The sequence below is a fragment of the Luteibacter sp. SG786 genome (genome assembly GCF_011759605.1).
Taxonomy (GTDB): domain Bacteria; phylum Pseudomonadota; class Gammaproteobacteria; order Xanthomonadales; family Rhodanobacteraceae; genus Luteibacter.
On the sequence record NZ_JAAOYX010000001.1, the window covers coordinates 2379670 to 2395775 of the forward strand.

The 16106-nt window shown below is 66.8% G+C and carries 6 protein-coding genes; all 6 read left to right on the top strand.

Annotated elements, in window-relative coordinates; all coding sequences use genetic code 11:
- The 6 genes from FHS47_RS10940 to FHS47_RS10965 all read left to right on the top strand — a co-directional run bounded on the left by FHS47_RS10940 (window position 1) and on the right by FHS47_RS10965 (window position 16105).
- A complete protein-coding gene (locus FHS47_RS10940) occupies window positions 1-408 on the top strand; it encodes a biopolymer transporter ExbD (protein WP_167026934.1) in 408 nt (135 codons plus the stop codon).
- A 4-nt stretch (window positions 409-412) separates the two neighbouring features.
- Window positions 413-1093: an energy transducer TonB gene (locus FHS47_RS10945; RefSeq protein ID WP_208381911.1), complete on the top strand. Its 681-nt coding sequence runs from the start codon at window positions 413-415 to the stop codon at window positions 1091-1093.
- Between the two features lie 35 nt (window positions 1094-1128).
- Complete coding sequence (locus FHS47_RS10950; RefSeq protein ID WP_208381912.1) at window positions 1129-2835, top strand: putative porin; 1707 nt, start codon at window positions 1129-1131, stop codon at window positions 2833-2835.
- A gap of 9 nt (window positions 2836-2844) precedes the next feature.
- Complete coding sequence (locus tag FHS47_RS10955; RefSeq protein ID WP_167026937.1) at window positions 2845-3471, top strand: hypothetical protein; 627 nt, start codon at window positions 2845-2847, stop codon at window positions 3469-3471.
- 111 nt (window positions 3472-3582) lie between these two features.
- Window positions 3583-3975, top strand: a complete 393-nt coding sequence (locus tag FHS47_RS10960; protein WP_167026940.1) for a hypothetical protein — start codon at window positions 3583-3585, stop codon at window positions 3973-3975.
- A 34-nt stretch (window positions 3976-4009) separates the two neighbouring features.
- Window positions 4010-16105 carry a filamentous haemagglutinin family protein gene (locus FHS47_RS10965; RefSeq protein ID WP_167026943.1) on the top strand — a complete coding sequence of 4032 codons (12096 nt, stop codon included), beginning with the start codon at window positions 4010-4012 and terminating at the stop codon, window positions 16103-16105.
- The last annotated feature ends 1 nt before the right edge of the window (window position 16106 follow it).

Sequence of the window (16106 nt, forward strand, 5' to 3'; positions counted from 1 at the left end):
ATGCGCGCGCAAGACGACGACAAGCCGTACGACGACATCAACATCACGCCCATGCTCGATCTGGCGTACGTGTTGCTCGTGATCTTCATCATCATGACCACGGCGTCGGTGCAGGGCATCAAGGTGAACCTGCCCAAGGCGAGTGCCGCGGTCAGCATGGCGAAGCCGCAGACGAAGGCCATCACCATCGCCGATTCGGGGCAGGTATTCCTCGATGCCTATCCCGTCACCCTCGACGAACTGGAGCAGCGCCTGCGTGCGCTCAAGGCCATCACTCCGGATTTCCCGGTGGTGGTGAAGGGCGATGCCACGGTCCAGTACCAGAAGGTGATGGACGTGCTGGACCTCCTGCGCCGCGTGGACCTGCCGCAGGTCGGCCTGGTCACCGGCAAGTCGCCGAAGGGATGAGCGCGTGACGACGCAGCCTTTCCATCGCCGACGCCGGCGACGTTGGCTGGGGCCCGCGCTGGGTGGCGCCGTGGTGCTGCTGCTGGCCGCGCTCGTCTGGCACTTCGCCGGAAGCAGTGTCGCCGTGCGGCGCGAAGCGCCACGCGTGGCCACCATCACGCCCCTGCCGCCGCCACCTCCGCCACCGAAGGAGAAGCCGCCGGAGCCGAAGAAGGTAGAGGAAGACATGAAGCCGGTGGAGCAACCGCAGGAGCTTCCACAGAAGCCCGTGGACGCACCGAAGCCGAGCAACGACGTGGCGAAGAACGTGACGATCAATGGCGACGCCCAGGCCGGCAGCGACGCCTTCAACATCGGCGCGGGCGACGGCGGCGGCATGATGGGTTCCGGTGGCGGCACCGGAACCGGTACCGGCAGCTACGACCAATACCTCGGCTATGCGATCCAGCAGGCCATACAGCGCGACGACCGTGTGAATCGCCTTGTCTTCGACGTGCGCGCCGACGTGTGGCTGGACGCCGATGGTCGCCTCACGCGTGCCGAACTGGTCGGTTCCAGCGGTAACGAGAGAACCGACGCGGCCTTGTTGGACGCCTTGCGCGCGATGCCGCGCATCGACGTGGCTCCGCCATCGTCCCTGCATTTTCCCTTGCGCGTCGCCATCCGCGGGAAGCGTCCCGCATGAGCGCCGTCGACACACTACACACCCGGAGAGTTCGCATGACCATCGGAAAGGCCCGCCAACGCCCCGCGCGAGCCATGCTGACGGCCGCCATCGTGCTGGCGCTTTGCGCCGGCGGCGCACACGCACAGAGTGCGCCGTCGGACAACGCCACCATCAACCTCGTTCGCCTGCTCGTGAAGCGCGGCGTGCTGACCCAGGCGGACGCCGATGGGCTTATCGCCCAGGCGAATGCCGAGGCCGCGCAGGCGCAGAAACTCGCCGGTACGGCCAACGCCGTGCCCGCCGCGCCGGGGCAGGTGCGTGTCACCTACGTACCCGAGGTGGTCCGCAACCAGATCAAGGACGAGCTGCGCCAGGAAGTGGTGGCACAAGCGAAGACCGAGCATTGGGCGACGCCGGGAGCACTGCCGGAATGGCTCGACCGCATCGCCTGGTCGGGCGACATGCGCGTGCGCGACGAGTTCCACTACTACGACAAGGGCAACGCCTTTCCCGTGGTGGACTTCGCGCAACTGAACCGCACGGGGCCTTACGATCTCAACGGCGTGAATCCGCCACCGCTGCTGAACACGCGGGAGAATCGCACGAACTCGCTGCGCATTCGGGCCGGGCTCGGCGTGAACGTGGATCTGGGCGAGAACGTGAGCGCCGGCATCCGCATCGGCACCGGGAACGACAACAACCCGGTGTCCACCACGCAGACCCTCGGCGGCGGGCTGGCAAAAAAGGACCTGTGGCTCGACCAGGCCTGGCTGGCATGGAAGCCTGCACCGTGGGCGCAGGTGATCGGCGGGCGCATGCCGAACCCGTTCATGAGCACGGACCTGGTGTATTCCAACGACCTGAACTTCGACGGCGTTGTCGGGAAGTTCAATGTGCCGATGACCGATGGGATCGATGCCTTCGCGAACGTCGGCATGTTCCCGATCGAGTACCAGGCCGACGATTTCCCGTCTCAGCAGGGCATCAAGAATGCCAGCCGCGACAAGTGGATGACCGGCGCACAGATCGGAGGGAGCTGGAAGTTCAACGAAGACACGGAATGGAAGCTGGCCCTGGCCTATTACCGCTTCGATCATATGCGCGGCGAGCTCTCCACTCCGTGTTCGATCTACCTCGGCGTGGCGTTCTGCGATACCGACGCGACCCGCTCCGCCTTCATGCAGAAGGGCAATTCGCTGTTTCTCATTCGCGACATCGTGCCGGATCCCAACTCGCCCACCAACTACGCGCAACCGCAGTATGTGGGCCTGGTGTACGACTACCACGTGGCCGATGCGAACACCCGGCTGGACATGAAGGTGGCGGACACGCCGCTGCGCCTCGAAGCCGATTACATCCGCAACATGGCCTACCACCGCCGCGATGCGTTCCGTGGCGACGTGGGTCTCAGCCGGCTGGTGAACAACTTCGGCGCCGGCGACTTCAGCGAAAGCACTTACAAGAGCGGACCGGTGGGCTGGATGGTAAGGGCGACGCTGGGCGATCCGAATCCGCACGCGGCGGGCGACTGGAACGTGGCGCTCGCCTACAAGTATCTGCAACCCGACGCCACATTGGACGGCCTGACCGACCCGGACTTCCATCTCGGCGGCACCAATGCCAAGGGCTTCATCCTGGGTGGCAGCTACGGCATCTCTCCGTACGCGTGGTTGAGCGCACGTTACTTCAACGCGAAGGAAGTCTTCGGTCCACCGCTCTCCATCGATGTCTTCCAGCTCGAAATGAATGCGCGGTTCTAAGGAGTCGACATGAAACGCTCGCTCATCGCCTTGTTCCTGCTCGCCATCCTGCCGGCGGCACACGCGCAGACTGCCAGTCTGGAGAGCCGCATCCGCGACCAGCTAAGGGAAGCACGTTCGCAATTGCAAGACCTGCAGGCGCAGCAGGCGCAATGGGCGGCGGAGAAGGCCGCGTTGGAAAAGGAACGCGACGACGCGAAGCACGCGGCGGAGGCCGCCCGTACCGTCGCGAAGAACACCGGCGGAATCTCGCCGGAAGCCAACCGGGCCCTTGCCGCCGAGAGGCAGAAGCGGGAAGCCGCGGAAACAGAGTTGCAACGGGGCAAGGCCGATGCGGGCGCGGTCGCGGCCGCTCTGCGCACCGCGGAAACCGAGCGGGCAAGGCTCGCCAAGGAACTGGACATGGCGAAGGGGCAAGTGGATGCCTGCACTGCCCGCAACGTGCGGATGTACCGCGTGGGCCAGGAGGTGATCGCGGCCTACGAGAACATCGACATGTCCGATGTGGTCGCCTCGCGCCAGCCGTTTGCGGCGAAGGCCAGGGCGAAGTTGGAGAACGCGGCACAGTCCTTTGGCGACAGGCTTTACGAGCAACGCTTCGATCCGCGGGCCGGCCAGGCATCGGCTTCGCCATGAGACGGAACGGCCATGTATCCAGGCCATGACCTCGACTCCCCGCCCGCATACCACGCGTCGCGTCCACGCACGTCTCGCGCGCGTGCCGCCGCGGACGCGCGGATCTGCGGCATGACTTGCATGCACGCGCTGGCCGAAATGCTTCGCCAGCTCTACGCCGCCAGGCAGGGCAGGGCGGCGGAAGTGCTGATGGATCGCTGTTCGCGGGAGGCTCTGGAGAAGCTCGTGCGCGAGTCGTCGGCTTTTCTCGGCGCGCGCGTGCTTTATGCCGTGGAAGACAGGCTGCGCCATCGCAAGCCGCAACTGGACGAAGCCGCGCTGCCCACGATTCGCGCGATCGCCAGCGTGTTGAACGCGTGGCTCCACGACGGACGCCGCCTGGCGATCCGGGCGGTGCTGCGCGAACTCGGCGAGGACGAGTTGAGGGAACTCGCCTCGCTGCCCGAATTGAATGACGAAGTGGCAACGATGACCGGCGATTTCGCGGGCGGGAACGCGCCGTGATCGTTGCCGATACAACAGCTCTCCGAGGCCAGTCATGATCGTACGCACCCAGGTTCCCGCCGCTAGCCGGTCCCGCCAGCCCGCGAAACCGCGGCCGGCGCTGCATCGCCGGGCGATGTGCCATTTCATCGCCCTTGCCCTGTTTGGTGGCGCCGCCCATGCGGCAACGCCGCAGGCAGCCTTCAGTCCCGGCTGGCTCGCCGGCAAGCAGGCGGGAGCCTCGCGCCCGGCCACGGCCGGCCCCGGCACGGGGCAGGCTGGCGGCGGCAATGTCTTCACGCCGGGCAATGTCATGTTGCAGCAGCGCGTGCAGCAGTCGATCGCGAACCTCGACGCCGCGGCGCAGGCGGTCGCGGCCCAAATGAGCGCGCAGAAGGCGGCCCAGGCCGCAGCGCAGTCGCTAGCCTCCGGCGTGCCGGACGGCCTGGGCGCGGGCGGCCTGAAGGTCGATAACCGCGTCGGCACGGACCCGTCGCTATGGCAGAACGCCAACGCGCCGACGCAGTCGGTGGCGGGCGGACGCACCACGGTGGAGATCAAGCAGACGAAGTCCAAGGCGATCATGACCTGGGAGTCGTTCAACGTGGGACGCAAGACCACGGTGCATTTCGACCAGACCGGCGGCACGCAGACGAACGGCGGGAACCAGTGGATCGCGCTGAACCGCGTCAACGACCCGAGCGGCAAACCCAGCGAGATCCTTGGCCAGATCAAGGCGGAGGGCACCGTCTATCTGCTCAATCGCAACGGCGTCATCTTCGGCGGCGGTGCACAGGTCGACACGCATTCGCTCCTGGCGAGTTCGCTCGACCTTTTCTCGAACGACGTGGCCAAGAGCAACGCGTTCTTCCTGAAATACGGTATCGGAAGCACGACGGACCCGGAGAACATCCTCGGTCTCGGCACATCGGTGAACATCCTCACCGACAACGGCGACGCGGGACGTCCGGACGCGCAAAGAGGCGCCGTGGAAGTCGAACGGGGCGCGACGATCTCGGCATCCAAGGACGGCTACGCCTTGCTTTCGGCACCTCGCATTGACCAAGGGGGGCAGATCGTCGCCGACAACGGGCAGGTGATCCTGGCGGCGGTGCAGACCCTCACGCTGGCACCGAATTCCACCGCCAACGGGCTGGACGTGGCGGCGCTCTTCAGCACCCGGAAGGTGGACGGGGCCATTCGGAATACGGGCCTGATCCAGGCACGCCAGGGCCGCATCCAGTGGCTTGGCGAGGACATGAAGCAGGATGGCGTGGTCGTTTCCTCGACTAGCCTGAGCCACCCGGGCAGCATTCGTTTCGACCTTGGCAGTCTGCAGAACGTCTCCTCCGTGCTGAGCCTGGGCACGGGGTCCGTGACCACGGTGCTGCCCGAGAAGAACGGGGAGACCACGACGTCGTCGAAGGATGCCGACGCGGCGTTCGTGACGAGCAGCGTGGACTTCAACATGAAGACGGTGTTGAAGCCCGGCGCGCTGGTGGAGGTGCCGGCCGGTAACGTCACCTTCCATCGCGATGCGTACGTGGACAGCGGCGCCACGATCGACGTTTCCGGCCTGGCCGACGTCACGCTGCCGATGTCGGCCCTGCTGGTCACCATTCCGCGCGTCGGTCTTAACGAACTGGCGAATTCGCCGCTCCTGCGCGACAGCTTCCTGTTCTCCGCGAAGAACGTCGCGATCGACAGCACACGGTCCGGTACCCGTCCGGATGGACTCGACTGGGTGGGCAGCCCGGTGTTGAACGTTGCAGGCTACGTGAACAACGTGCCGCGCACCGTCGACCAGCTGATGATTCGCGCCGGCAATATCGCCTTCGAGCAAGGTGGCATCGTGCGCACTGGCGCCCAGTTGCGCCTGGAAGGCGGATTCCTCAATTACCTTCCGGGGTATATCTCCACGCCGCGTCTCCAGGCCAGCAATGGGCTCATCTACGACATCGCCTCGGCGGACCCGAATGTCGACTACACCGGCTTCGCGGGTGTCTACAGCCAGGACCATGCGCGCTGGGGTGTCACGGAAACCTATGGCAATCCACTGCTGGCGAACACGGGCCGCTGGGACCCGGGCTTCATTCACGGCGGCGACGCCGGCACGCTGTCCTTCGGCCGGAGCGACAACACGGCGCTTGTCAACGATCTGATCCTCGACGGTGACGTGAGCGCGCACGCCTACGCCGGGCGCGAACAGGTACGTAGCAGGAACGAGCCGCTGGGCGGTGCGCTCGACATCGACGTTATCGAACTGCCGAAGCAACTTCCCTTGAGTGGCGTGCTTGCCGCGGATTCCGTCAACTTCGTCATCCAGTCCGAGCGCGTGCCGTTGGAAACCTATGCACCGCAATTCACGGCGGACGATCCCTGGCCGGCCAAGGGTGGCGACCCGGCCGACCCTAACAATCCGTTGTGGTGGCGCAGCCTTTCGACGGCAATGATCGACAACGCCGGCTTGCGCAAGGTGCGCATCAGCACCGCGGGCACGGTGTTGGTGAAGGACGGGGCCGAGCTGCACGTCGCCGATGGTGGCGAGGTGGACCTCACCGCCACGAATGTGAACGTCGAAGGAAGCATCGTGGCGCATGGCGGCGCGATCAACCTTTCCGCGCGCGCCACGGATCAGAACCGGCAGGAGTCGATCGCCTCGGCGATCAGCATGGGCGCGCGGGGTCGCCTCGACGCAAGCGGCCTCTGGGTGAACGACGGCGGCCGCACGGCAGACCAGGCGCAGGGCGACCACTGGATCGATGGCGGCAGCGTCACCCTCACCGGTTACACCAGCGGACGCCCGAACGCCCCCGACATCACGCCCGATATCCGCCTGGTCGAAGGTTCCGTCATCGATGTCTCCGGCGGCGGCTACGTCGGGACCGACGGTTTCCTCGCCATGAGCGGCGTGTCGCCAAGGGGCAGGGGCGGCGACGTGACGTTGCAGACGCACGTCGATACGCCGGAGATGAACTTCATCTCGAGGACCGGCCAGCCGAGCGACATTCGCGGCGGAGCGATCGACCTTGGGGCGACGCTCGTCTCCGAGGGGTTCTCGGGCGGCGGGACGTTGACCTTGCACGCGCCGTCCATCCAGGTGGGCGGGGAAGAGGCGCCGACGCCGGGCATCGCATTCCTGTACCTGGATCCCTCGATGTTTTCGTCACTGGGGTTCTCCAGCTACAACCTCCTCGCGGAAACCGATGTGACGATAGCGCCCGGGGCACAGGTCGCGGTGAGGCCACGGGCCATGCTGGCCGATCAGACGGCATTGCTGGGTGTCGCCAGTCGGTCGGGTCTGCTCGGGCCGGAAGGACGGGGCGATGTGGCTGGCGTCGGCACGCTCGCACCGTATGCCCGCTACACGCAGAGGCAGCCGGGCGACGGAATGACGATCCAGGCCGGTATTTACCGCGACTGGTTCGGCGTGGACCTTCCGGGCGTCCGGTCCAGCGTCACGGTGGGGAAGGACGCGCGAATCGACGTGGATGCGGGTGGCACCATCGGCCTTGCCGCGACCGGTAGCGTGGTCGTCGACGGCACGTTGGTGGCACCCGGCGGCTCGATCGAGCTGCATAACCTCAACAGGAATCCGATGAAGCCGGATGCGCCCAATCGCAGCCTGCAGCTCGGTGCGGAAAGTGTACTCGACGCAAGCGGTATCTCCCTCCGCGATCCGGAGGCCGGTCTGGTGACCGGCGATGGCACAACGAATGCATTGCGCCGCGACGGCGTGGTGCTCGATGGCGGCAGCATCCAACTGTATTCGGACCACGACGTGGTGGCCGAGCGTGGATCCCGCATTTCAGTGTCCGGAGCAAGCGACATCTACGATCTGCCGGCCAGCGGCCGGCGCGTGGGCATCGCCAGCGCGTCCGATGTGGCGACCCCGGTCTGGAGCAACGGCGGAACACTCGACATCCAGACGAATACCGGCTTGTACTTCGACGGAACCATCGATGCCCACGGTGGCGCCGCGCAAGCTTCCGGCGGTCAGCTGGCGATCTCTACCCGCACGGGGTCTTCGCAATCGAGCAGCACCCAGGGGCTGCTGGTATTCATCCAGGACGAATGGCGCCTTCCGCAGGGAAGCGATCCGTTCGCCGACACGCCGCTGGACGCAGGCGACGGCGGCGACCTTCGCTTCGCCGTGAACAGGCTCGAAGGAAGCGGCGTGGACGACCTCTACGTCGGCCGCCCCATCGAGGGCGGCGACGCGACCCAGCTGCAGGCCCTGTCCGTGGCCTTCGCAGGCGACGTGTCCTTGCACACCGGTCGTAGCATTCAGTTGCAGACGGTCGGCCTCTCGGCCCTCGCCGCCGATGCCCGCACACCGTCCGATGGCTCAAGCGGCCCCGGCGGAACTGTGGCGCTCGAAGCCCCGTACGTCGCCGTCCTTGGCGCGCGGACTCCGGCGGTGGCGCCCGTATCCAGCTCGCTGGATGGAGGCACGCTCAGCGTACGCGCCGATGCGATCGATCTGGGCGGACGGGTCAACCTCGCAGGCTTTGCTCAGGCGTCGTTCGATTCGCGCGGCGATATCCGTTTCACGCTGCCAGTCGGCGACAGCCGCATCAACGACACCGGCTGGCTTTACAGCACGGGCGACCTCGCATTCACGGCAAGCCGGCTGTATCCGGTGACGCATTACGCGTTCCTCATCGACGCGGCACATCCTTCGTCCGACACCACGGTGTCATTCCATCAAGCGGCGCGGCGCGACAACACCACACCGCTGAGTGCGGGCGGGACGCTCGCGGTGACCGCGGACCACATCGAGCAGGACGGCACCCTGTGGGTGCCTTCGGGATCGATCGTGCTCGGTACCGACGATCCGGACGCCACGAAGTCCGCTCTCGGGCTGACGCCTGCGCTGCCCATGGTTTCGGCGCGCGACGTGCACCTAGGCGCCGGAAGCGTCACCTCGGTATCGCTGGGTGGCGCCGTCGTGCCTTACGGCAGCACGGTAGACGGCAAGGACTGGCATTACGACAACCTTGACGGCACGCCGCTGCCGCTGGTCGCTCGCCCGCCGGAGAAATCGGTCGCCATCGCCGGCGGCGCCATCGCGATGGACGCCGGTGCCATCGTGGACCTTTCGGGGGGCGGTGAGCTGCAGGCGGCGGAGTGGGTGCCCGGTACCGGCGGTTCTCGCGACGTACTGGCGCAGACCTACACCGACTACACCGTGACTCAGAAAGGCCAGGAGAAGTCGCAGTATGCGGATGGCCGGCCTGTCTACGCGATCCTGCCCGGATACGACACGCCGCTGGCCGCGCACGATGCAGCACTGGAGCTCGGCATGGGCGCGGGCCCGCAAACGGGGCAGGCGGTCTACCTTTCCGGCGTGCCTGGGCTGCCGGACGGTGTTTACACGCTGCTGCCCGCCCGCTACGCGACGCTGCCCGGCGCCTTTCGCGTCGTGCAGAACACCGGCGTCAAGGATGCGATACCGGGTGCGGCCGCGACCGCGCCCGATGGCAGTCATCTCGTTACCGGCTACTTCACCGATACCTTCACGGGTGCCCGCGACGCACGTGCCAGCTCGTTCACGGTGCAGTCGGCCGACACGTGGGGCAAATACTCGGAATACGCGCTGACGTCTGCCAGCACGTTCTTCACCGACAAGGCCGCTGCGAATGGCGATGTGGTTCCGCGTCTCGCCGCGGATGCGGGGCGCCTGACTATTGCCGCTACAGCGGCGCTGACCCTGGGCGCGACGCTCGACGCCGCGCCGGCGAAGGGCGGACGCGGTTCGCAGGTGGACATTGCCGGCGATGCGATCCAGGTGCTTGGCGGCGGTGAAGTCGCACGCGACGGCTACCTGCATGTGGCAGCCGACGAGCTGTCGATGCTGGGTGCCGGCAGCCTGCTCGTCGGTGGCAAGCGCTCGAGTACCGAAGACGGCGACCGCGTCGACGTGCTCGCGAACCATGTGCTGCTGTCGAACGACGCGGCGCATCCGCTGCAGGGCGGCGAAATCATTCTCGTCGCAAACGGAAACGGCGGCGTGACCCTGGACGATGGCAGCGTGCTTCGCGCCACCGCCAGCAGCGACGCGGCGGGAGCCCCCCTGCTCGTCGGCAGGCTGGCCGGCGGCACTGCGCCGGCAGTCAGCGGCGATGGCGCCCTGCTGCGTGTATCGGGGCTGGATGCGGCGCCGGTGATTCGCGTGAACATCACCGGATTGGACGGCTCCGCCGGCACGCCCGGTGGCGAACTCCTCGTGGGTGCCGGCGCCGTGATCGATGCCGCGACGTCGGTAAGCATGGACGCCACAGGCCTCACGATGCTTGCGCCCGACGCCACGCTGCACGCGCCGCAAGTGGACGTCACCGCGTCTCGCATCGCCCTGACCGGCACCGATCCGCAGACGCAGGACCAGGCAGGGCGTCTGCTCATCGGCCCGCGTCTGCTTGCCCAGCTTGCGACAAGCGACGAACTCACGCTGCGGGGGCGCCAGGCCATCGACCTGATCGGCGACGCCACCCTTTCGGTGTCGCATGCGCTGACGCTGAGCGCGCCGACGATCCAGAGCGACGGCGGGCAAGCCTCGCTTGCCGCCGCGTCGCTCACCATCGCCAACGACACCGGCGCGGCAGCCGTGCCGGCGCTCTCCGGTAGCGGCATGCTGCAAGTGGATGTGGCGGACCTCTACCTCGGTACCGGCAACACGGTATTGAGCGGATTGGGACGTTTCGGCGCACATGCCGCCCGGGGCGTCCATGGCGCCGGTGTCGGCACCATCGATCTGGGTGCGGCCGACGTCTATGTCGCTACGCCGGGATTCTCGGCATCCCTTGGCGCCGACAATCGCATGCAGACGGCGGGTGCGATGCAGCTGACCGGCGACGGCGGCACGCTCGCGGCCGACGGCGCGATGGGCGGTAAACTAGGCTTTCAGGGCGGGTCGGTGGGTCTCGACACGGCCATCGTCACGCCTGGCGGCAGCGTGAACCTCCATGCCGTCGACGGCGATGTGCGCCTGGGTACCCAAGCGGTCATCGATGCCGGCGGCCTCGCGTTGCCATTCATCGACACCACGGTGCCGATGCCGGGCGGCACCGTGACCTTGCAGGCGGACGCGGGCGATGTCGTGACGTCGTCCGGATCGAGGATCGATGTCAGCGGCCCCGCGGACGGCAAGAGCGCCGGCAGTGCCGGGCGCCTGACCGTTCTTGCGCCGAAGGGCAGCGCGCTTCTCGGTGGTTCGCTCGCGGGTCATGCCGCCGCCGGCTACCTCGGCGGCGTGCTGTCGGTGGATACTGCCGGGTCGCTGGACCTGAGCGCGCTGACCAGCGCGGCAGGCGAGGGCGGCATGGACGGCTCATTCTCGGTGCACACCCGCAACGGCGATCTTGCGATCGCAAGCGGACAGACTCTGCGTGCGCACACGGTGAACCTCACCGCGGACGGCGGTGGTGTCAGCGTCGCCGGAAACATCGACGCCTCCGGCACGTTCGGCGGCAGCATCAAACTGTTCGGCGCCCATGGCGTCGATCTCGACGGCGGCCTGGATGCGAGCGCTTCCGCCGCAGGGAAGAATGGTGGCGACATAGCCATCGGTACCGGTGGCATCGGCGACGGAACGGTCAACGGCGCGTTCGGTTACGAGAACGTGCAGCGCGCCGATGCCGGCCACATCCGCATCGGCGCCGGCGCGCATATCGTGCAGGACGGCGCCGGTGCCGGCACCGACGGCAAGCTCTACCTTCGCGCACCGCTGCTCAGCGATGGCGACGTCCCCGTCGACATCGCGCCGCAGGTGAACCTGTCGCACACACGCGAGCCCTCGCTCGAGGCGTATGCCGTGTGGGACACGCGTGACGCGTCGTCCGACCCCGCGAAGCACTTCGACGGGCTGGTGGATGCCGCAGGGTGGTTCGGCGCCGATCCTTCCACGGGCAAGCCGGTTCTGGTGGCGGGTACCTTCACCGACGACGCCGGCAACGTGGTTCCGGGACCCGATCCGGCGAATGCCACGCAAGTCGCCGATTATCTCGCCCGCTATCGCTTCACGCCCTCGGCCGCGAACCTGGCGCATGCCTCGTTCTATGGCTACCGAAATGGCGACGAGACCCAGGGTGCAGGCACCTTGATGGGTTTCATCTCAGCGCCGGGTTTCACATTCGAGAACCGCCTGCAGGGGGCGCTTCCGACGCTGACCGTGCGGCCGGGCGTTGAACTGCGCAATGGCGACGCCGCATGGAACGACGGCGGCATCGCCGTGCTCACGAACTGGAACCTCGGTGCGGGAACCCGGGATGCGAGCGGCGCGCTGCATCTTGCGTATCGTTACGGCGACCAGGCACCCGCATTGAGCCTGCGCGCGGAGGGCGACCTGGACATCCGGGCAAGCATCACCGATGGCTTCTATCAGCAGGGCAGCGCAGGCGGTACGGGCGGCAAGGCGCCGGAAGCCGATCAGGCAGAGGCCAACACGTGGTACGACACCATCGTCAGCCAGGCCAACGGTACCGAGGCGATCGACGGGCTGTTCGCGAAGCCGGAGCAATTCGCCGATGGCGATTCCGAAGCCGTGAAGCAGTATTACGGCCAGTACGTCGAATATGCGAAGTACATCACGTCGGGCATCGACGAATTCAGCGATCCCAACAATCCGGCGCCGGTCACGCCAGCCACAGTGATCTCGTTCTCGCTCGGTTTCGGTCTGCTCGACCCGAATGTGCAGGCACCGCCGGCACCGTCGGCGGCGACCGTGCTGAATGACTATCCATCGTACCTCGCCAGCTATAAACCGTATCTCGTGGCGGCGGGCTTATCGACGGATTTCAAGAACACCTTCACGATGCCGTTCGACTTCGTGACCCTGGACGGCCCGCCGACGACGCTGGACGTCATCGCGCCCTCAGCCGCGCCTGTCGACAACAGTCCCTCGCCACAGGTGGCCGCCGGCAATCCGTTGCCGATCCTGAGCGCGACGCTCACAGGCGGGAACAGTTCCAGCTATCGCTTCACGGCGGGTGCCGAACTCGCGTCGAGCGATCCCGGCGCGACGCTACTGGGCAGTTCCGGATCGGTGCACCTGTCGGGGCACACGGACTATGCCGATCCGCAGACGGACCGCGTGCTCGCCGCCCCCACTGTGGTGCGCACCGGCACCGGCGATATCGACATCGCCGCGGCCGGCGACATCCGCTGGACGGACGACAGGGCGCCTGCGGCCGTGTACACCGCAGGTGCGCCGGCACCGGGCACGACGGCCGACGACTCTGCCTCGTTGCTGCGACCTTCGACGGTCCTTGGCCTGGGCGACACGGCCACGCCGGAACTTGTTGTGACCGGCCCGGTGAACCCGGATGCTGCGGGTCACCTGAGCCTGCACGCGGGCGGTGACATCGAGGGCATCCAGGACGCGGTGGACACCACGGGCGACCTGACAGGCACGGCGGGTACGCGTACCGCGCAGTACTGGTGGCAGTGGATGCAGACGAACAACAGTGAAACGCGTTCGTCGATCAACTTCGGCGGATTCGACCAGGGGCTGATGAGCGTCGGTGGCGATGTCAGCGTGCAGGCCGGAGGGGACATCCGGCAGCTTTCGGTGTCCTTGCCGACCACCTGGATCGTCGATACCGATGCCAGCGGCGCCCGCAGCCTGCGGACGTTCGGCGGCGGCGATCTCGATGTACATGCCGGTGGCGACATCCTCAGCGGCACCTACTTTGTGGCGCGGGGGCAGGGCAACATCCAGGCGGACGGCCGCATCGGCAGCGATTTCTCCGTGCCGTACAAGACGCCGGGCAATCGTGACGCGACCATGCCGGCGTCGACCATCGTGGCCATGCAGGACAGCCAGGTAACGGTGCAGGGTGGCGGTGCGGTCAGCCTCGGCGGTGTGTTCAATCCGTCGCTGCTTGACAGCAACGCTGTCTCGTTGCTGGCGTCGGCGGGGCACCTGGACAGGCAGAACTATTCGAGCGATTCGCGCATCGACGTCGTGTCGCTCACGGGCGATCTCTCTTACGGCGATCTCGCGTCTCCTATCTCCCTGTTCACTCCGGGACTCGCGGGCGCCGTTCGGAATTTCGGTGAAACCGCAGGCGATATCCTCCCCGCCACCGTCAACTTCGCGGCTGCGAATGGCGACCTGAACCTGCTCAGCAGCGGCGAACTCTTTCCATCGCGCGATGGCAACCTGTCGCTGCTTGCGCGAGGAAGCGTGACCTTCGATATCGCGGTGGTCGGAGATGGAACAAGCCGGCCCGCATGGGGCATGATCGACGCGCCGCTGAGTTCGCTGATTTCGCCACTGAACCTGACACCCCTCGGTATGACGTCCGGGGCGAGCGCGCCGGTGAACGGCTATCTCATGAACCAGATGTCGACGGTGGCGGCGATGCAGTCGAGTGCGCACGCGACCGATCCCTGGCACGCCGACGACATCGATCCGGTGCGGGTGTATGCCCTGGAAGGCGACATCGTCAATGGCAGCGCGGCGAGCGTGAACGCCAGTTACCTGATGCCGAACAAGGTGGCGCATATCCAAGCTGGCAGGGACATTGTGGATCTCGCGTATCTCGGGCAGCAACTCCGCGATGCGGACATCTCAGTCATCAAGGCCGGGCGGGACATCATCGATCGCCCGTTGGACGACGCGTTGCCAGGGGACCAGGCAGGCAATCCGTTCGCCGTCATCGCGCAGGCCGGACCGGGCTACCTTGCCGTCGAGGCGGGGCGGAACCTGGGGCGGCTTGCATCGCAGACCGATTTGTACCTGCCGCCTCGTTCGGTGAAGACGCTTCTCGCACCGGCAGGCGGCGGTCAGTACACCGGCATCAATTCGGTCGGGAACATCTACAACGCCGCGCTTCCGGATCAGGGTGCGTCGATTGTCGTTTCCTACGGCGTTGCACCGGGCGTGGACCGCGCGGCTTTCATCGCGCGCTATGTCGATCCCTCGGCCACCAAACCGCCGGGCCTCGACGATGGTTCCGCCGCGCTCGTGGCCTTCGTCGAGAACTACGACGCGGGGCTCTCGGTGAACACGGGACTGGTGAAGGACCGCCACGTGCCCGACTACAGCGTCGACGAAGCCTGGGCGAGGTTCCAGTCCCTGCCGGCCGAAGCGCAGGCCGTGTTCGCGCAGCAGACGCTGTTCCGCGTGCTCGCACAGGTGGGCAAGGACTACGGCGATGCGTCGAGTCCTTTCGCCAATCAGTATGCGCGCGGCTATGAGGCACTGAACACGTTGTTCCCCGCCTCGTTCGGCTACACCGCCAATGGCTTGGACGGCGGAACCAACGGCGCCGAGACCACCGTCCGCACGGGCGATCTCGACATTCGCGGCAGCACGATCCAGACGCAGCGAGGCGGCGACGTCTCCATTGTCGCCCCCGGTGGCGAAGCGTTGCTGGGCAGCGTGTCGGCACCGCCGGTGATTACCGAAAGCACCACCGGCAATGTGCTCGCCGGTCCGAACACGCAGGGCATCCTCACCTTGCAGCGCGGCGACATCTCCCTGTTCACCGATCGCAGCACGTTGCTTGCGCAGAGCCGCATCTTCACCGAGCAGGGCGGCGACGTCACCATCTGGAGTTCCAACGGCGACATCAATGCGGGCAAGGGCGCGAAGACGAACAGCGAGATTCCGCCGGTGCGTTATCTGTGCTCGGTCGATGCATGGTGTGTGCAGGATGCCGCCGGTCAGGTGAGCGGTGCGGGCATCGCCACACTGCAAACCGTTCCGGGTGCGCCCGAGGGTTCGGTGTATCTCATGGCGCCGCGAGGCACCGTCGACGCAGGCGACGCGGGCATACGCGTTTCCGGCAACCTCGTCGTGGCGGCGGCGCATGTCGCCAACGCGGACAACGTACAGGTGAAGGGCGATGCCGTGGGCCTGCCTGTAGTTCAGGCAGTGAACGTCGGCGCACTCAATGCTGCGAGTTCCGCGGCTTCCGCGGCGACGAGGGCCGCCGAAGATGTCGCGCGACAGCAGCAGGCCGATGCGCGCGACCGGCAACCGTCGATCATCTCCGTACAGGTGATCGGCGGCGACCCGAGTGCGAGCATCGACAGTGCGCGAGGCGCCGGGTACGACAGCGCGAGTCCGGTGCAGGTGGTGCGGCGCGCAGGTTCCGCGGGAGACGGCTTGACTCCGGCGGAACGCGCACGACTCGTGCAGTGAA

Bases quoted from the DNA above. Each gene is read 5' to 3' on its own strand.
- FHS47_RS10940 (WP_167026934.1), top strand. From the start codon at position 1: ATGCGCGCGCAAGACGACGACAAGCCGTACGACGACATCAACATCACG.
- FHS47_RS10950 (WP_208381912.1), top strand. From the start codon at position 1,129: ATGACCATCGGAAAGGCCCGCCAACGCCCCGCGCGAGCCATGCTGACG.
- FHS47_RS10955 (WP_167026937.1), top strand. From the start codon at position 2,845: ATGAAACGCTCGCTCATCGCCTTGTTCCTGCTCGCCATCCTGCCGGCG.
- FHS47_RS10960 (WP_167026940.1), top strand. From the start codon at position 3,583: ATGACTTGCATGCACGCGCTGGCCGAAATGCTTCGCCAGCTCTACGCC.
- FHS47_RS10965 (WP_167026943.1), top strand. From the start codon at position 4,010: ATGATCGTACGCACCCAGGTTCCCGCCGCTAGCCGGTCCCGCCAGCCC.